This window comes from Sphingobium chungangianum, assembly GCF_977014255.1.
This window is the reverse complement of record NZ_CDRNIV010000003.1, coordinates 107,768-125,175: the sequence shown is the minus strand read 5'-3', so window position 1 is coordinate 125,175 and position 17,408 is coordinate 107,768. Positions and strand designations below refer to the sequence as shown.

Genomic DNA, 17,408 nt, shown 5'->3' with positions numbered 1-17,408 from the left:
TGCGTCAACCTGTCGGCGACAAAGCGGTCATCCCGCTGCTGTCGGTACGCCGCGCCTTTGGTCGCAAAGTGGATCCTAGCTGCGAGCGAGACACGCATGCTATCTCGAAAGGCGATATACATGGTATCCCCCTGGATAGGGGGAAGGCACGTCACAGACCCAACTCTTGATGCTGCCCCAAGTGATACGATGCGCTTTGGAGGATTGTCAGCACAACGCCGATACTTTAGCGCCAATAAAACAATGATTTACGCTGAATTTGCTGACAGGAGGGAGCGGCGGAATCCACCTCATGCTCAGGTGTTCTGCCCTTTCCCGTTCTTACTCCTGCCGATAAATGAGACAGAATCGTCTAAGAGCCTTTTCAACCTGAACGGCTCGGAGATCATCGGTCAATCCTCAGGCCGACTCGCCCTCCGCTCAGCGTACCGTACGACGAAAGCGTCCCAGACGCGAAGCCACTCCTTTTCTGAACGCGGTCTCTTGATATCGGGAAATCCGGCGCGGAACGCATCGGCCATCGTATCGACGGACCAAGGTTTTCCCTTTGTGAGACCGATTTCTCGAAACACTGATTCGCGAGTGCCAAAGCTGAGAGACCCCGATGGGAATCCGAGCAGAGGTTCGGCGTCCTTTGCAGCGGCTACTGCGGGTTCGCGACGGCCTTTGACCGATGATCTCAGTGCCGTTTTATCAGCAGCGGCGCCGATCAGCCGTAGGTGGGGTCCCACGAGCTTGCGCTCCATCGGCGCTGGCGACGGGTGTAGAACTACTTTCCGACCCGATAGGTCAACGTTTGCATTCGGGTACACCGCCGATACGATCTGCATCGTCTCACGAACGGTTTGGCGAAAGCGTTTGCTGTCAGCCTCGTTGCCGAGATGTTTGGCGAGCTGGTCCCACGAAATCACCTGGCCCTTGTCGGACCCAATCCGCGGCAAACGATAGGCAAGATAGGTGTAAAGATCGAGTGCCGTCGGCGTGCCCTTGAGCTCCCGGATCGCGACCTCGTTCAGCGGGACCGCGTGATCGATGAGATGGCTGTAGAACGCTTCCGACATGCGGATTTCGCGCGCAAAAGAGCCATTCTTGTCGAGTGACCCGGCATATTCGTTCGAGATTTTGACGTCCCGCACCGCAAAAGCATTGCCTTCAGCTTCGGTCCCGTCCCAGCGGATCTGCCACTCGCACGCCAGCAGCCGATCGACCTGCTCCCGCATGAGGTTTGCCGTACCGCGTGGACCATATGATACGGTTTGGTAGCCCAGGCGACGCATCCATTCGGTGAAGTTTCTGCCGAGATAAACGTCGCGCGACTGCTTCATGACGGCTTGCGACAAGAGGTAGATCAAGGCGACGCGAGGATATGCGCCATAGGGCACGCCGAGGCTACGCATGACCGACTTGCCATCAACGTTTTGGAGCACGGGCCTCGGATTGATAGCCAGCGCGTATTTGCCGTCTTCCCGAACGATCGGCTGGGTGTCGTCCTTGGGCCGCTTCGTCGGCAGCGACATTGCGCAGAGCGCGGAATGGAGGAACGCTGGTACAGGCTCCTCGTCCTGAACGCGGAGAAAGGCGTCGATGGTCAGCTGGGTGCCGGCGGAAGTCGCGAGCCTACGCACGCCTTCTTCTCCGCCGGTGAGCATGGCTAATGCGTACTGGTGCCCTAGCGGCTTATGCTGATCCCCATTCATGGTCTGCCCTTCCCCCCGAATCTGCCGGGGGCTGTGATAGGCAGGTTTCAACAGGTTTGGTGAGGTAAATCAACCCCGTTGGCAGTTTGGGAGGGAAATGGGGCGCTAGACTTGCAAACTTACCGATGATGTCGGTGCCGTTTTGCCTTCTGTTCACCTCCTCCCTCTTCAAAATCTGAAAATCAAAGCGATTCGCGAATCGGATTTTTATAGGTTGATTCTAAAGTATAGGTATGGGCTCCGAGATCATCGGTCGAGCCGCACCGACATCATCTATTTCTCGCACTGAGATCATCGGAAAGTACCGTGATCATCGGTAGTTATCCACAGGTGGGTCGCGATGCATCGTTTTTAGGCGCCGAACTACGCCGCCAGTCAGAAGCGCTCTGAGATCATCGGTCGCGGTCTCCTTTGCGTTGGCCGCTGCACTAGCGAATCGGCCAATGGCTCGGAGATCATCGGTCGATTTGCAACTTTGATGGCCAATTCGTTGATCGAAACTGCCAACGCGGCTATTGAAGCTCATCAAACCCACAGAAGCGGACCCATATGGCCACTGATGCAACCTTAGCTCAACCGGAAGACCTGATCGAGGGCGGCTTGGACGTCCTGCATCGAAAGGCGCTGACGATCCTTAAGCGGATCCGCGATAGCGCGGTCGATCCCGAGACCGGCAGCAAACGCGGCCCAACTTTTCCGATCTCGAAAGCTGCGGCGCTCGTCGGCCGCACCGCCTCGGCGATAAGAGAAGCTGAGCGCGACGGACGCTTGCCAAGCCGTGATCGCACCGCCTCCGGCCACAGGGTGCAATATACCTTGGAAGAACTCGACCATATGCGTGAGGTGTTCGGCACCCGCCCCTGGCGGGAGCCGACCGACACGCCGGCGATCATCTCGGTGTGCAACTTTAAAGGCGGTGTCGGGAAATCCACGATTGCGCTGCATCTGGCGCAGCACTTTGCGATCAATGGCTATCGGGTGCTCTTCATCGACTGCGACAGCCAAGCGTCCTCGACGATGATGTTTGGGTATCGGCCCGACGTCGATCTTGAGGAGGATGACACGCTCTACGGGCACTTCCATAACCCCGAGCTGCTCGGCGTGCGCAAGATCATCCGCAAGACACACTTCCACGGCCTCGACCTCATTCCGTCGAACTTGAGGCTTTACAATCTGGAATATGAAATCGCCGGTTACATGGCGAAGAACCAGAACATGGAAATTATCGATTTGATTGCTGAAGCGATCGATACGGTGGTCGACGACTACGACATCGTGATCATGGACCCGCCGCCCGCGCTCGGCATGGTGTCGATGGCCGTTCTGCAGGCTGCGAATTCGATGGTCATTCCGGTGCCGCCCAGCCTCGTCGATTTCGCATCGACAGTCTCCTTCATTGATATGACTCGCACGACTATGAAGCAGCTTGAGAAGCTCGCGGGGCGGGGGCGTCCCGCCTATAATTTTATTAGACTGGTGGGCAGCCGAGTGGATGAGACCAAGTCGATGCATCGGGAAATCCTGTCGATGATGCGGCAGGTTTTCGGCGGCTCGATGACGCAGTCGGTGATGGTCACCAGCGCGGAGATCGACAATGCGAGCTCGCGGATGAAGACGGTGTTTGAACTCGAAAAACCAGTGACCTCGCACGAGGTTTATAACCGGTGCATGAAGCACTTGAACGAGGTTTGCCGCGACATCGAACAAGATGTTCTGCGGACTTGGGCCAGCAGGGCAGGGGACCAAGTCTGAAGTTGCCACGTGGCAACGGTGCATCAGAGGAAGCCATCAGAGTGCCGATGTGAGCCATTGCGCAAACGTTGGTTGCCACGTGGCAACCGAGAACTAAATCAAATAAAAACAAGATATTGAGACATCAGAGATGCAACACCGCCGATCAGATATTTCCCGTTATAACGGGCCAACGTCCGGTGAGTTGCCACGTGGCAACTCCTGCATTTTGGATGGTCTGATCCCGGCGCAAATCCAAGAAGGAGCGAGCCTATGAGCAAGGGTAACAAGGGCTTCGGCGCCATGTTCACAGAGGGACTCGACGACGAGGAATCGCTCGACAAATCGGCGCCGGCCGAAGGCATCATGGCAAGCCGTAGCCAAACCCTTGCGCGCTTGGCGACCGGGAAGTCTGTGGCAGACAGGACCGAGTGGATTGATCCCGCGAAATGCCGCCCGTGGCGGATGCACAACCGCGATCTGGATCATTTGACCGAGGACAGTTGCCGCGACCTGATCGAACTCGTTCCTGTCCGCCAAGAAGCAGAGGATCCCGGCGATCGTTCGCCGCCTCAAGGATGATCCCGACCACGAATATGAGATCATTGCCGGGGTCCGACGCTGGTGGACAGTGCGGTGGCTGCGCGACCATCACCATCCCGAATATGACTATCTGATCACGATTCAGAACGTCACCGATGAGGAAGCGTTTCGCGTCTCCGACGTCGAGAACCGGTCGCGCAAGGACATCTCAGATTGGGAGCGCGCAAAGGAATACAGCGTCGCGCTTGCCGAGTTTTATGACGGGTCGCAATCGCAGATGGCCGAGCATCTCAACTTGTCCAAGTCTTGGCTCAGCCGGATGCTCGACGTCGCTCGTTTGCCGGAGGAACTGGTCAAAGCATTTTCGGATACGCACGACATCACGGTCCGGGTCGCGCGGGACATCAAGCCCCTTGCCGGCGATCCCCAAGCCTTTGTCAAGATGCGTGACGAGGCCGATCGGATCGCGGAGCAGCGCTTACGCGAGGGGTTGAATCTAAGCGGGCCTGAAGTCGCGAAGCGTCTGGTCAAAGCCACGGCGGCACCCCTCCCCAAGCCCGCCGGCGAGAAAGAAGTGATGGGGAAGGGGGGTAAGGTGATCTTACGCTACACGAAGGTGAGGGGAGGGGGCCTCACGATCAAGGTGCCTGCCAAGTCCGGTGCGACTCCCGCCGAAGTGCTCAAGGCCATTGAAGGCCTTCTCTGACTCGGTTGCACGAGACCGATGGGCCTGGGCGCATGCCGCGCTTCGGGGAGATTGGCTACGTTTGCTCATCGCGTGTGTCATCGCCGACGTCCGAAACTACACCGAGGCGGGCGAGCATGGCGTCGAGCTCAGCCATCTCGGCATCAAAGCGGGACAGTGACGGATCGAGCGCCTCGCTCACTTTGGGAGGCTCCACAGGTCGACCAACGGGACGACGCGCGAAGCCGAATGCTACTGCAAGGTCTGTGACGAGATAAGTCCTCCAGGCCTGCCGTCCGCTGATTTCCACCAGCAACCCGGCATCGGCGGCGCGTGCCAGAAGTTTCCCGGCTCCCGATATGCTCAACTCGAGCTGCTGAGCCACAACCCGCGGACTCGTAACCGGTCGAAGCTGCAAGAGCGCGAGAAGTGGGAGAAGCTTGCCAGGGCGAAGGATGTTGCCCGCTACGGCCGCGGCGCGAAGGCGATGTTCCTCCATGGCATCCAGCCGTTGGAGGCCCGTTGCGGCGACATCAGCAATCTGGCGAAGAAAGCGCGCGACGATGGCCTCACTGTCCCGCGGCGTCAGTCGAAGCGCTTTGTCAGCGATGGCGAGGCAGGGGAGGGGGGTGGCCGTTACCTCCATCGAATGAAGTAGCCGGGGCAAGTTCAGCCAACTTGTGATTGAGCGGTCCGCGCGAGCATGGCGACCGAGCATCTCGAGCGCACGCAGGAGGGCAGGGCGGTTGCGCCAATCGTCCGGCGTGGCTGTCGAATAGGCCACGTCATCTCGCCAGTGGTGAATGGAGCGATCCCTCAGATCGGCCTGCCACCGCGTCAGGTCCCCACCGTCTTCTGACATGGACGGCGGACTGATCCGACCAGGGATAGAGACACCGCATTCGCGAGCGAAAATGTCAATTTCTTCGATTTCGGCGCTTTGACCCCGAAGGGACGCCGCATAGCCTGCCCAGGCCGAGCGTTGGCGCCATGCATTCGCGACAGGGCTGACGGCAACACGGGCGTCAAGGCGGGCAATCGACGCAGAAGCGCGTTCGATCCGCTGGGCCAACTTTGCCGTCCAAATGGGCGTTGAAAGGTCCGGAAGAGGTCGCACTGGGCTACTATATATCCTGAAGTGCATACTTCAGTCTAGCATGAGCATGGATTTAACATCCTAGTATGTGATAATTGCAGTTATCGCATAAGCGGATTTGACGCCTTTCTATAAGGTGGGTATGTGCATCCCGGCGGAGGGCAGGGCATTTGGACACTGAAAAGACGATATTCTGGTCATGGCAGAGCGATTTTGATGGGCGCGTGACGCGTGAGGCTATCTATGGGGTCGAACCGCACAGCTTCGACCAGATTGTCGCGCTGTCCAGATGAGCCTCCCAGCGCCCATCAGCAGCCGGCGAGGCCGACAGGCCGTCGACCTCGCCTGGGAGGTGACCAAGCTGAACTGCCGATCGCCAATCACGATCAACGCCGAGCTGATCGCCGCCTATCAGGCGGCATCCTCGCCGCATTCCCTGCGCGCGCTTGCCAGCGACATCGAGGCGTTCGACCATTGGTGCCGCCGAAACGGGCGCGTGACCTTGCCGGCGACTCCCGAGACGGTCGCCGACTATCTCGATGCCCGGGCAGGGCAGGGGGCGAAACCCGCCTCGCTCGGTCGCTACAAGGCGTCGATCGCCAAGATCCACCAGCTGCTCGACATCAAGGATCCCACCCAGGCCGAGCTGGTCAAACTGCGGCTCCGCGCGATCCGCCGGGAGAAGGGCAGCACGCAAGCCCAGGCGCGGCCGCTGCGGTTCAAGGGGCCGGTGCGCAATGTCGAGCGGGACGCACCCCGGGGGCTTAATGTGCGGGGGCTGCTTGAGGCCTGCGCGGATGATTTGCCGGGGCTCAGGGATCGGGCTTTGCTGTCGGTCGCCTACGACACGGGCTTGCGCGCCTCCGAGCTGGTCGCGGTCGAGGTCGAGCACATTGTGGACGCCATCGATCCCGAGGCGCGGCTGCTGACGATTTCGCGCAGCAAGGGCGATCAGGAGGGAAAGGGCGCGACCGCGTTCCTCAGCCCGCGCTCGGTGCGGGCGATCGCCGCCTGGACTGCGGCTGCCGACATCGAGGAGGGACCGCTGTTTCGCCGGGTGCAGGTGCGCCGCTACAAGGCGCGGGCCGCGGTCAAGGGGCGGCGGATCGAGACGATTTCTGGCCGCGAAAGCTGGGATCTGCGCAAGACGTTGCCGAAGTCGGCGGTGCCGGCGCGCACCGAATATGATGTGGGAGAGGGGGCGTTGCACCCGGGTTCGATCGGGCCGATCTGGCGGGCAATGATCCGGCGCGCCTTCGACAAGGGCGCGCTGAGCGACCTCACCGCCGATGATCTGGCGCAGTTGCTCAAGGGCGTGAGCGCGCATTCGACGCGGGTGGGCTTGAACCAGGATCTGTTTGCGAGCGGCGAGGATCTGGCGGGGATCATGGATGCGCTACGCTGGAAGAGTCCCCGGATGCCGCTCGCCTATAATCGCAATCTGGCGGCAGAGCAGGGTGCCGCCGGCCGCTTGATCGCGAAAATCGGGTGATTAGATCTTGAGCTGCGCACAATTAGGTATTTGTGACGGTGTTTGAAAATTCCGAGTGCGCCAGATCACGCGGATTAGCGTTCCAGCGAATGTCCGACGGAATCGGAAAAGAAAACCCGCCCGTCTTTTGACGGGCGGGCAAGGAAAGGTGTCTACGTCTTACCGAGACTCCTTCGGGTCGCTGGCTGATGCTATGCCTTCGTGTTTCGGATTCAAGGCTAAACTAGCGGGGCTGAGCAGTTTCTCAGGCTGTGTACATCGCCGCGACCGACGACCTGGAAATATGCGCTAGCCTTGCGTTTATGCGCAATCATGATAGATGTATTATACATACATGATTGGAGCGCGAGTCGTGGACGGTGTCTCGAAAATCAGAGAAGAAGAGCTGACTCCTTTGGTGGAGGAATTTTACGCGCGGGTCCGCGCCGACCCCGCGCTTGGGCCGATTTTCAACGATGCGATCGATGACTGGCCGGAGCATCTTGGGAAGCTGACTGCGTTCTGGTCCTCCGTCATGCTCACCAGTGGCCGATACAAGGGGCAACCGGTGCCGGCCCATTTGAAGCATAAGGCCAGGATAACGCCCGCGCTGTTCGAGCGGTGGCTCGCACTCTGGGTTCAAACGACCAATGACAGGATGACGCCCGAAGCGGCAGCGGCGCTACAAGCGAAGGCGCGGCGCATCGCCGAGAGCCTGCAACTGGCGATGTTCTTCCAACTGGAGGAACGGAGTGCTGCATCGGTCGCCAACGCGGAACGTAAGGATGCCATCGAGCGACCAGGGCAAACCCATGGCTGAAATCTTGCCTTACCGTTCCACGCCGGTGTTCAACCAGGACACTCTGCCGGCTGCCTTGCGCGCGCGACATGACACGAAGGCTGGTGTTTGGGGCGTGATCCGGGTTTTCGAGGGCGAACTCCGGCTAACCTACCTCGAGCCACCTTCGGAGATCGTCCTGACGCCTGACCAGCCTGGCTTGATTCTCCCTCAGCAACCGCATTTCGTAACGCCGACAGGGCCGATGAAGATGCAGGTGGATTTTTACGATCACATTCCCAAGCTCTGACATTCCGGGATTTTCAACGCATTCAAAAAGGAGAAGTTGATGACGCAGCCCCTCAGCGATCAGACCATTGCGCTCGTCAAGGCGACCGTCCCCGCGCTCGAAGCGCATGGCCTCGACATCGTGAACGAGATGTATTCCCGGATGTTCCAGAACCCGAACATTCGCGACCTTTTCAACCAATCGCACCATGGTGATGCCGGTTCGCAGCCGCGGGCACTGACCGGCGCCATTCTCGCCTATGCGAGCAACATCGAAAATCTCGGTGCGCTTGCCCCGGCGGTCGAGCGGATCGCGCAGAAGCATGTTGGCCTGCAAATTCTGCCCGAACATTATCCGCACGTTGCCGAGGCGCTCCTGGGGGCGATCAAGGCGGTGCTGGGGGATGCGGCCACCGATGAAATTCTCGCTGCCTGGGGCGAAGCCTACTGGTTCCTGGCCAACATCCTGATCGCCCGCGAGCAGCGAGTTCTACTCAGAACAGAAGGATGCGACCGGCGGATGGAATGGCTGGCGCGATTTTCGCGTCGAGGACGTCGTGCGTGAGAGCAGCGTCATCAATTCCTTCGTTCTGCGCCCCGTTGATGGCGGGGCCGTCATGCGGCACAAGCCCGGGCAATATCTGACCTTCTGGCTTGAAATTCCGGGACATCCGCCAGTCAAGCGCAACTATTCGATTTCAGCAGCCCCCAACGGCGAAACCTATCGCATTTCGGTCAAGCGTGAGCCGCTTGGTCTTGCGTCAGGCTGGCTTCATGATGAAGCCAAGCCGGGCACGGTGCTCAAAGTTGCCGCGCCTGCAGGCGAATTCTTCCTGGCAGCGCATGTCGAACGCCCGGTGATCCTCCTGTCGGGCGGCGTGGGGCTGACCCCGATGGTGGCCATGCTCGAAACGCTTGCTGAGGGCGAGGCGGGAGTTCCCGTGCACTATGTCCACGGAACTCATGACCGCGATACCCACGCAATGCGTGATCATGTTCGCGCTGTCGCTGGGCGGGGCAAGTCAATCACCGTCACCGATTTTCATCAGACCCCGCTCGAAGATGAAGTCGCAGGACGGGATTATGACGTCGCCGGCATCATTACCGATGAATGGCTGGTCGCCAACACGCCTGTAGGTGAGGCCGATTACTATATCTGCGGACCACGCCCGTTTCTGCGGCACGCCGTCTCGACCTTGTCGCTGGCTGGCGTCCCATCCGACCGCATTCATTACGAATTCTTCGGTCCGGCGGACGAATTGCTCGCCGCCTGACTGAGCGCGGAGAAGGGCGACATCGCCCTTCTCCGCGTCTACTCAAACCGCCATGTCGGCGTGATCTCGGACTTCTGGACGCACTTGGGCGTCAGCGACAGGTTCCTCGACGAGAATCGCGAACTTGGCACCCTGGTAATAGATGCTGGGCCGATGCCAGGCCCGCGTCACGACGACGACCGTTCCGTCGATCTCGATCTCTTCGCCTGCCTGGGGTGACCGCGCGAAGTGAAAACTGCCCCGGGCTGCTGGGGAACTGCTATCGCCAGCCAAAACGTCAACGAGCATTTACTTCTCCTCCTTATTCAACGGGCGGTCTGTGATGGTGGATAGCGCCACGGCTTGCCCTGGCCGATCGCTGCGTCAAACTGCGTTTCGGCGAAGCTCCAATTTGCGAGCCTGTTCCACCAGGACGTGATCCAGCCCGCGCGATCCTGGCGGTAATCGATGTAGTAGGCATGCTCCCACACATCGCAAGCAAGCAGCGGCGTCACCCCTTCCTCAAGGATTGGGCTACCCGCGTCGTGGGTAGAGATCACCTCGAGCTTGTCGCGCTTCGCGATGAGCCAGACCCAACCCGATCCGAAATGGCCCGTTCCTTCAGCGGAAAAACGCTGTCTGAGCGTTTCGAGACTCCCGAATTCGGACGAAATGGCGCTGGCGAGCAGCCCGGCAGGTTTAACCGTTTTCGGCGCCATGCTCTCCCAAAAGAAGCTATGGTTCCATGCCTGGGCTGCATTGTTGAAGACGCCCTTCGCGCCGCTGCCGTGCGCTATACGGATGATTTCCTCGAGCGTGTGGGCCGAGAAATTCTGCTCGGCCAGCAGCCGATTGAGCGTTTCCACGTAGCGTGCGTGATGTTTGCCGTGGTGGATCTCCAGTGTTTCCGCCGAGAGGACAGGCTCGAGATCCTTGGTCCCACAGGGCAGGGGAGGCAATTCGAAGACGAGCCTCTCAAGGTCGGATTGAGCTATTACAGCATTGCGGCTTTGATCAGCCATCGCTTGTCTCCTTGAGCAGAAATAGCGCCGGAAATCGTTTCGGCCGAGGCGTGATGATGCGGCACCATCCGGCGCAGATAAGTCGGTAGGAAGGCCCTGATGATGAGCGCTCCGGGACCATTGCTGATGCAGCCGCACAGGGCGCTGCAATGGTCTTTGGTGAGAACGGTCAATGTGCATAGGACAGCTCCGCCCTTCGCGCATCGAGCGCGGCCATGCACAGGGCGATTGCCTCAACCGGGTGATGGGCTGTCCATTGGCCAAGCTCGCCCACCACGGTGGTTCCCTGGGGGCCGGCTTCGATCCAATAGCCGGATGGCACCAACATAGCGGCAGCGCGGCAAGTCGCCGTGTAGAGCAGTGCCCGAACGTGGTGGCCGTCGTCCTGCAGCCAGACTCCAGGAGCAATAACGGTCAAGCTGCGCAGTGCCGGAAATACGGCCAGCGCAATCCGTGCATCAATGTCGCGATCGGGTTCACTCGCGCCCTTGCAGGCGGAGATGGCGTCGACGAGGCTGTCGTCATGGCCAATCGCCCTCACGCGGCACAGGGCGCGCACGGCGATCATGACGCGCCTGCAATCCGGAGTTTGGGAACTGCCTCATCGGGGTGGCGGCTGACGGGTGAGCAGACCGGTTGGAGAAGGCCGTCTCCAATGGCGTAGACCCAACCGTGAAGCGTTAGCGCAGCGTGCCGCGCCCAGGCCCGAAGAACCAATGGGTTGGCTGCGAGTGCTTTCACCTGGGCGCGGATATTATGTTCGCACAAACGGTCTGCATTGGTATCCGGGGTGCAGCAGACTGTTTGATAGAGCTCACGCACCGGTGCGAGCCAAAGCCCGATCGCGTCGTCCCTGTCCGGTGCCATTGCCGCTTGAATCCCGCCGCACCCGTAATGGCCCACGACGATGATGTGCTCGACCTTCAAAACATCGACCGCGAACTCCAAGGCGGCGGCGAAGTTAGGATCGCTCGGCGTGGCGAGATTGGCGACGTTGCGATGAACAAACATCTCGCCGGGATCGAGATCGACGATTTCGGTGGCCGGCACCCGGCTGTCCGAACAGCCGATCCAGAAGTAGCGTGGCCGCTGCTGGCCTACGAGCCGTTTAAAGAATCCGGGATCGATCAGGGTTTTGGCGTCAGCCCATACGCGGTTGCGGGCCAACAGGTCGGAGAGGCCGCCGTCGTCTGCTCCGTCGGCGGCGGTCTGTCTTTTTCCACTCTCCTCCAATTGCCTCATTGCCCGGGAGCCTGCAGATCGACGACCCGAAGGTAGGGCTTCAGTGTCTTGTAGCCTTGTGGGAACTGCCGGGATGCCTCCTCGTCCGACAGCTTCGGCGATATGACGACCGGCTCGCCAGGTTCCCAGTTGACGGGCGTTGCGATGCTACGGGCATCTGTAAGTTGAAGGCTGTCGATGGCACGGAGAATCTCGGCAAAATTCCGACCGGTCGAAGGCGGGTAGGTCAGGATCAGCCGCACCTTGCGTGACGGATCGATGACGAAGACGGAACGGACAGTGACCGTCGGGTCGCTCTCGGGGTGGATCATGTCGTAGAGCGCCGACACCTTGGTGTTGGCATCCGCGATCATCGGGAAGTCGAGTTTCGTCCCTTGGGTTTCGTGAATGTCGAGCTCCCATTTGTGATGGGCTTCGACCGGATCCACCGAGAGGCCAATGGGTTTGACGTTGCGTTTGTCCCATTCGGACCGGAGCTTGGCAACCTCGCCCAGTTCCGTCGTGCAGACCGGCGTAAAATTCTTGGGATGGCTGAACAGGACACCCCAGCTTCCGCCGAGCCAATCGTGGAAGCTGATGCGACCGTGCGTGCTGTCCTGCTCGAAATCGGGGGCGATCTGCCCGAGCTGAATGGCCATGGGAACTCCTTCATATCGCAGATCTGATGTGGAGATGGACGAAGCATCATACAAACGAATGTTATTATTATTTATCAGCAAAGATATTGGATATAAATTAGCGCCGGGTTCCCGGTCCGAGCCCCACGATCACGAGGAGGGCTATCGGCATGGCGAACAGCACTATCCCATTGCCGTCCCCTTCGGCGACGAAGCCGTTTTGGCGGAGCAAATCGACAAAATGGCGGATCGAGACGAAGGCGATGCTTGCGGCGAAAATCAGATAGAGCCCGGACATGGAGGGCGGGCGCTCTGGTCCACGCGCTTGTCGGTCATCATCGTTGTCAGCCTTCACGGCAGCTTTGTCCGTGACGAGGGAGGCGGTTTGCGGCGGCAGGTTTCCTGAAGATTAGGGGCATCTTCACCCGACGGCTGTCGGTCTTCAGATGACCACAGCGCAATGAAGTCAAACGGAGGGGGCACTTCCTGCCAGGGCTGACGCACTCGGCGATGTGCCGTTTGTTCCCAATCGAGAGAGAGGATCACACCGATACAAACCGCGATCACGAAGACCACCACGGCAACGAAGACATCGTCACTGATCGCACCAGCGTCGTAAAAACTGAAAAGTGCTATGCCTATCCCTAAAACCAGCAACGCCAGCGCTATGCTGACTTTCCAGATTTCGGCCCGCGGCGGCGGCGGTTCGGGCGTGAAGCGGCCTAAAGGTTTCATCTGAAAGTTCGCCCAAACCGTTGGACGCCTTATGGTTGTTGGTGCCTGTCCAGGGTCGATCACACGGGTCTTGCCTTGTGATCCCATCATCGGCCCGCTACCATGAAGCAAGCAAATGAATATTATTGCGCATTGAGCGCAAGGATGATGGCTTATGGATATCAATGTTGCGCGCACATTCTTGGAAGTCGTCAAAACCGGCAGTTTTGTGAACGCTGCGTCGAACCTTCACCTCACGCAGACCGCAGTCAGTGCCCGCATCCGGGTGCTTGAGGACCTGCTCGATCGGCCAGTATTCATCCGCAACAAGGCAGGTGCGAAGCTGACACCGGCGGGCGAGCAGTTTCTGCGCTTTGCAACCACCATGGTGCAGGTCTGGGATCGGGCGCGCCGCGCCGTCGCGCTCCCGCCGGGACGGGAGACCGTGGTAACGGTCGGCGCCGAGCTCAGTCTGTGGAGTCCCTTGCTGCGGCACTGGCTGCTCTGGATGCGTCGGGAATGTCCGGAAATCGCGGTAAGCACCCATATCGACACATCCGAACGCCTGATGGAGCAGGTCCAGGATGGCTCACTCGATATGGCGGTGCTCTATGCCGCGCCGAGCCGTCCGGGGATCATCGCCGAACTCTTGTTCGAGGAAAAGTTGGTCCTGGTGCGGACCACGCCAACCAGCAGCCCTCTCGCACCGGAAGATCATGTTCAGATCGATTGGGGTGAGGAGTTTGCCGGGAGCTATCACGCCGCTTTCCCGGATCAGCCTAACGCCGTCGTTTCGATAAGCTATGGTCCGCTCGCGCTCGATTATATCCTGGCGACAGGGGGTAGCGGCTATTTTCGCAAAGGCTTCATCCGCTCCTATCTCGAGGAAGGCCGCCTCGCTCTCGTCCCCGGAAGTCCTGAATTTTCGTACTCGGCCTATGTCGTCCACAGCACAAAGGCCGACCCGGGCGTGATGGACCGCATTCGTGCCGGCCTCAAGGCGGCCGCGGCGATTACAGCATGACCGTGAACGAACCATCCTCGCCCGTTTGTTACGCCAGCGAAGCCGATGACATTTACATGGGCTTTGCCGGTCGCGAGGAGATCCTCGCGGCGCTCCACCAACTGCTGGAAGCCGAACGGGCCGGCGCCCGCGTCGCGCTCGCCAGCACCAAGTCGGCGAACGATCCCGACTACGCCGAACTGATGCGATCGGTCCGTGCCGACGAAGCACGTTGGTGCGCGATGCTCTCGAGGCAGATCAGGCGATTGGGCGCAGCGCCCTCACGCAAGACCGGCGCCTTTTACAAGAAGGCGTTGGCAATCCCTGATCCGCTTGAAAGGCTCGCCTTTCTCAACCGCGGACAAGCCTGGGTGGTTCGCAAACTGGAATCTCTGACCCCTAGGGTTCGTGACGAGGCATTGCATGCCGATCTTCGCGAGATGCTCGAGAGCCATCGGGTCAACATCGATCGCGCCGCAGCGCATCTTGAAGCGGAGCATTGACCTGCGCGGAAATCCGCAGCTGTATCATTTAGTCCATGCCGACGCCGAGCGGTGATTGGCGGTTAATCAGCCGCTTCATGGCCTCACGATCGGACAGGAGATCGGAAATCCGGTAGGTATCGAATACCGCCATCATCGCCTGCATGCCTTGCGCCAGCACGCCGGTCAGTCCACATGCGGGAGACAGCGCACACCCGGAACAATCTGCGAGTTGGAAGCCTTCCTCGGTGCGGCGGACGACCTCGCCGACGGTGATCTCATCCGCTGGTCGGGCGAGACGCATGCCGCCGGCGCGACCGCGAACGGTTTCGATGAAGCCGTCGTGCGCCAGGGCGTTGACGACCTTCATCAGGTGATTGTGGGAGACATCATAAGCCCGCGCGATTTCGCCGATCGAACACAGGCGCTCTTCGTGAAGGGCCAGGTGAATCAAGACCCGCAGTGAATAATCCGTGTAGCGTGTCAGCCGCACGCAGAACTCCCGAGAACCAATCTGCAACACCATACCTGTATGTCACAGACATGTTAAGGCCGGGATCGCCCTCGAGCCGGCTTGCAACGATCGGCCCATGGTTGTTGGCCTGCAGCGACCGGCCTTATCGAGCAATTATTTTGATGGATCGCTGCATTAAAAGTCATTTTGTGCATGAGTGCTCGTGATGCCATCCTGATGTCCCCTTGGGCGTGAGAGGCTGATATGTACAAATACGACGAGTATGATCAGGCCATGGTCGATGCCCGGGTCGAAGAGTTTCGCGACCAGACGCGCCGTCGGATCGAAGGCCATCTCAGCGAAGACCAGTTCAAGCCTCTGCGGCTCAAGAATGGGCTCTACCTGCAACTGCACGCTTATATGCTGCGCGTAGCGGTGCCTTACGGCACGCTCAATTCGCGGCAAATGCGCAAGCTGGCGCATATCGCGCGCAAATATGACCGAGGCTACGGTCATTTCACGACACGACAGAACATCCAATATAACTGGATCAAACTGGCGGATGCGCCCGACATCCTCGCTGAGCTCGCGACGGTGGAAATGCACGCCATCCAGACGAGCGGCGAGAGCATTCGCAACCTGTCGGCGGATCATTATGCTGGAGCTGCTCCCGACGAGATATGCGATCCGCGGCCCTGGGCCGAACTGATCCGCCAGGCCACGACGTTCCATCCAGAATTCAGTTATCTGCCGCGCAAGTTCAAGATCGCAGTGATCGCCGCGCAGGAAGACCGTGCCGCGCTGCGCTGGCACGACTGTGCACTGCGCATCATCAAGAACGAGAGCGGTGAGCAGGGGTTCGAGGTCTATGCTGGCGGCGGTATGGGGCGCACGCCGATTATCGCTTTCCCGATCAGGACGTTCTGTCCGGCAGGCCAGATCTTTTCCTATATCCAGGCGATCCTGCGGGTGTGGAACCGGCATGCGCGGCGCGACAACATCCACAAGCAGAGGATGAAGATCCTTGTTCATGAACTGGGGGAAGAAGAGTTCCGCCGTCAGGTGGAGATGGAGTTCGAGCACATCCTGACGCTGGGCCGGGATTTTCCGCAGGCCGAGTATGACAGGATTGCCGCCCATTTTGACCCGCCGCCGTTCGAGACCGGGCTTTCCGAGGAGCTCGACCGCTCCGATCCCGACTTCGCGCTATGGGTCGATCGCCAGGTCGCCGCACATAAGGCGCCCGGTTATGCCATCGTCAATATCAGCCTCAAACCCGACGGGGGTATAACCGGCGACATTTCAGCCGAGCAGATGGAGCTCGTGGCCGACCTTGCCGAACGCTACAGCTTCGATGACCTGCGCTCGACGCATGTCCAGAATCTCGTGCTGCCCCATGTGCGCAAGCGGGATCTTCATGCGGTCTGGCAGGCGCTGGACGCGGCGGGGCTGGCAAGCGTCAATCTCGGCCTCGTCACGGACATCATCGCTTGTCCCGGACTCGATTATTGCAGCCTGGCCAACGCGCGTTCGATACCCGTCGCCCAACAGATCGCAGAGCGCTTTGCCGATCTCGATCGTCAGCTCGACCTCGGCGAACTCAAGATCAAGATTTCGGGCTGCATCAACGCCTGCGGTCATCACCACGCGGCCCATATCGGTATCCTTGGTGTCGATCGTAAGGGCACAGAGAACTACCAGTTGCTGCTTGGCGGGTCCGGGGCCGAGGACGTTTCGCAGGCCAAGATCACCGGGCCGGGCTTCGACGAGACCGGGATCGTCGATGCCGTCGAACGCACGATCGAACGCTATCGTGAGATTCGCGAGCCAGGTGAACGCTTTCTCGATTGCTATCGCCGCGTTGGCATGGATCCGTTCAAGGAGGCTATTTATGGGTGATCCGTTACGCTTCCGGGACGATCCGGCACCGGATGAGCCGGGAGTTTCCCTGGATGCGTTTCTCAATCAGAAGGACGCAACCTCAGTGCTTCTCGAGGCGGGCGATGATGTCCGCGCCTTGTTACCCGAACTTGGCCGCGTGCGGCTCGTCGAGATCGACTTTCCGCGGTTTCGCGACGGGCGTGGTTTTTCCAGCGCAAGCATATTGCGCGAGGCGGGCTACACAGGCGAAATCCGCGCGATCGGTGACGTGCTCATTGATCTCGTATTCTTTATGCGGCGTTGCGGCTTCGACAGCTTCGAGCCCGACGCCCCCTTTCATCCGGGTGCCGTCGATGCTGCGCTGAGCCGCTACCCTGACGTCTATCAGTCCGCGACAGATGGGCGAGTACCGATTTGGGCGCTGCGGCATCCCCAATTCGCCACGGAATGA

Annotated in this window: 20 protein-coding genes and 2 pseudogenes; 11 read left to right on the top strand and 11 right to left on the bottom strand. The window is 59.8% G+C overall.

Going from position 1 to position 17,408, the window contains the following annotated elements; all coding sequences use genetic code 11:
* Positions 1 to 392: 392 nt before the first annotated feature.
* Positions 393 to 1,697, bottom strand: coding sequence for a replication protein RepA (locus ACWNC0_RS04800; RefSeq protein ID WP_056356805.1), 1,305 nt, complete (start codon positions 1,695 to 1,697; stop codon positions 393 to 395).
* A gap of 549 nt (positions 1,698 to 2,246) precedes the next feature.
* Between ACWNC0_RS04800 and ACWNC0_RS04795 the strand changes: the two genes are divergently transcribed.
* Together ACWNC0_RS04795 and ACWNC0_RS04790 are read left to right on the top strand one after the other, a co-directional pair.
* Positions 2,247 to 3,449: an AAA family ATPase gene (locus tag ACWNC0_RS04795; RefSeq protein ID WP_056356802.1), complete on the top strand. Its 1,203-nt coding sequence runs from the start codon at positions 2,247 to 2,249 to the stop codon at positions 3,447 to 3,449.
* Positions 3,450 to 3,701: 252 nt separating this feature from the next.
* Positions 3,702 to 4,677, top strand: a pseudogene (locus ACWNC0_RS04790) (ParB/RepB/Spo0J family partition protein).
* Positions 4,678 to 4,732: 55 nt separating this feature from the next.
* On the opposite strand, the gene ACWNC0_RS04785 reads toward ACWNC0_RS04790, so the two are convergent.
* The gene (locus ACWNC0_RS04785) at positions 4,733 to 5,518 is read right to left on the bottom strand and encodes a hypothetical protein (RefSeq protein ID WP_449469975.1); all 786 of its coding nucleotides are present in this window, start codon (positions 5,516 to 5,518) and stop codon (positions 4,733 to 4,735) included.
* Between the two features lie 404 nt (positions 5,519 to 5,922).
* Here ACWNC0_RS04785 and ACWNC0_RS04780 point away from each other — a divergent pair, with 404 nt between their 5' ends.
* From ACWNC0_RS04780 to hmpA, 5 genes and pseudogenes are all read left to right on the top strand, one after another.
* On the top strand, positions 5,923 to 6,045 hold the full coding sequence (locus tag ACWNC0_RS04780; RefSeq protein WP_017503292.1) for a hypothetical protein: 123 nt from the start codon (positions 5,923 to 5,925) through the stop codon (positions 6,043 to 6,045).
* Complete coding sequence (locus ACWNC0_RS04775; protein WP_056383872.1) at positions 6,042 to 7,244, top strand: tyrosine-type recombinase/integrase; 1,203 nt, start codon at positions 6,042 to 6,044, stop codon at positions 7,242 to 7,244. The genes ACWNC0_RS04780 and ACWNC0_RS04775 overlap by 4 nt, the downstream gene beginning before the upstream one ends.
* A 319-nt stretch (positions 7,245 to 7,563) precedes the next feature.
* Positions 7,564 to 8,043 (top strand): group III truncated hemoglobin, encoded by a 480-nt coding sequence (locus tag ACWNC0_RS04770; RefSeq protein WP_449469973.1) that lies wholly within the window; start codon positions 7,564 to 7,566, stop codon positions 8,041 to 8,043.
* Positions 8,036 to 8,311 (top strand): DUF1971 domain-containing protein, encoded by a 276-nt coding sequence (locus tag ACWNC0_RS04765; RefSeq protein ID WP_020820531.1) that lies wholly within the window; start codon positions 8,036 to 8,038, stop codon positions 8,309 to 8,311. Before ACWNC0_RS04770 ends, ACWNC0_RS04765 begins: the two co-directional genes overlap by 8 nt.
* 39 nt (positions 8,312 to 8,350) lie before the next feature.
* Positions 8,351 to 9,563 (top strand): annotated as a pseudogene (gene hmpA, locus ACWNC0_RS04760) (NO-inducible flavohemoprotein).
* Between the two features lie 42 nt (positions 9,564 to 9,605).
* On the opposite strand, the gene ACWNC0_RS04755 reads toward hmpA, so the two are convergent.
* The 8 genes from ACWNC0_RS04755 to ACWNC0_RS04720 form a co-directional block, all read right to left on the bottom strand.
* A complete protein-coding gene (locus ACWNC0_RS04755) occupies positions 9,606 to 9,851 on the bottom strand; it encodes a hypothetical protein (RefSeq protein WP_020820532.1) in 246 nt (81 codons plus the stop codon).
* A gap of 17 nt (positions 9,852 to 9,868) precedes the next feature.
* Positions 9,869 to 10,564, bottom strand: a complete 696-nt coding sequence (locus ACWNC0_RS04750; protein ID WP_054435115.1) for a superoxide dismutase — start codon at positions 10,562 to 10,564, stop codon at positions 9,869 to 9,871.
* A complete protein-coding gene (locus tag ACWNC0_RS04745) occupies positions 10,537 to 10,737 on the bottom strand; it encodes a hypothetical protein (protein WP_449469971.1) in 201 nt (66 codons plus the stop codon). The genes ACWNC0_RS04750 and ACWNC0_RS04745 overlap by 28 nt, the downstream gene beginning before the upstream one ends.
* Positions 10,734 to 11,132 carry a hypothetical protein gene (locus ACWNC0_RS04740; protein ID WP_449469970.1) on the bottom strand — a complete coding sequence of 133 codons (399 nt, stop codon included), beginning with the start codon at positions 11,130 to 11,132 and terminating at the stop codon, positions 10,734 to 10,736. Before ACWNC0_RS04740 ends, ACWNC0_RS04745 begins: the two co-directional genes overlap by 4 nt.
* Complete coding sequence (locus ACWNC0_RS04735) at positions 11,129 to 11,806, bottom strand: carbonic anhydrase (protein WP_020820535.1); 678 nt, start codon at positions 11,804 to 11,806, stop codon at positions 11,129 to 11,131. The genes ACWNC0_RS04740 and ACWNC0_RS04735 overlap by 4 nt, the downstream gene beginning before the upstream one ends.
* Entirely contained in the window at positions 11,803 to 12,444 is a 642-nt protein-coding gene (locus tag ACWNC0_RS04730) for a peroxiredoxin (protein WP_008828739.1), read from the bottom strand. The genes ACWNC0_RS04735 and ACWNC0_RS04730 overlap by 4 nt, the downstream gene beginning before the upstream one ends.
* 97 nt (positions 12,445 to 12,541) lie before the next feature.
* Positions 12,542 to 12,721: a hypothetical protein gene (locus ACWNC0_RS04725; RefSeq protein ID WP_449469967.1), complete on the bottom strand. Its 180-nt coding sequence runs from the start codon at positions 12,719 to 12,721 to the stop codon at positions 12,542 to 12,544.
* Between the two features lie 53 nt (positions 12,722 to 12,774).
* A complete protein-coding gene (locus ACWNC0_RS04720; RefSeq protein WP_156800006.1) occupies positions 12,775 to 13,248 on the bottom strand; it encodes a hypothetical protein in 474 nt (157 codons plus the stop codon).
* A gap of 64 nt (positions 13,249 to 13,312) precedes the next feature.
* On the opposite strand from ACWNC0_RS04720, the gene ACWNC0_RS04715 reads away from it, so the two are divergent.
* Positions 13,313 to 14,161, top strand: a complete 849-nt coding sequence (locus ACWNC0_RS04715; protein WP_054435103.1) for a LysR family transcriptional regulator — start codon at positions 13,313 to 13,315, stop codon at positions 14,159 to 14,161.
* Positions 14,158 to 14,643 (top strand): DUF6306 domain-containing protein, encoded by a 486-nt coding sequence (locus ACWNC0_RS04710; protein ID WP_449469966.1) that lies wholly within the window; start codon positions 14,158 to 14,160, stop codon positions 14,641 to 14,643. Before ACWNC0_RS04715 ends, ACWNC0_RS04710 begins: the two co-directional genes overlap by 4 nt.
* A 28-nt stretch (positions 14,644 to 14,671) precedes the next feature.
* On the opposite strand, the gene ACWNC0_RS04705 is transcribed toward ACWNC0_RS04710, so the two are convergent.
* Complete coding sequence (locus tag ACWNC0_RS04705; RefSeq protein ID WP_008828736.1) at positions 14,672 to 15,115, bottom strand: Rrf2 family transcriptional regulator; 444 nt, start codon at positions 15,113 to 15,115, stop codon at positions 14,672 to 14,674.
* A gap of 225 nt (positions 15,116 to 15,340) precedes the next feature.
* On the opposite strand from ACWNC0_RS04705, the gene ACWNC0_RS04700 reads away from it, so the two are divergent.
* Both ACWNC0_RS04700 and ACWNC0_RS04695 read left to right on the top strand, forming a co-directional pair.
* Entirely contained in the window at positions 15,341 to 16,975 is a 1,635-nt protein-coding gene (locus tag ACWNC0_RS04700) for a nitrite/sulfite reductase (RefSeq protein ID WP_100239765.1), read from the top strand.
* The gene (locus tag ACWNC0_RS04695) at positions 16,968 to 17,408 is read left to right on the top strand and encodes a DUF934 domain-containing protein (RefSeq protein WP_020820542.1); all 441 of its coding nucleotides are present in this window, start codon (positions 16,968 to 16,970) and stop codon (positions 17,406 to 17,408) included. Before ACWNC0_RS04700 ends, ACWNC0_RS04695 begins: the two co-directional genes overlap by 8 nt.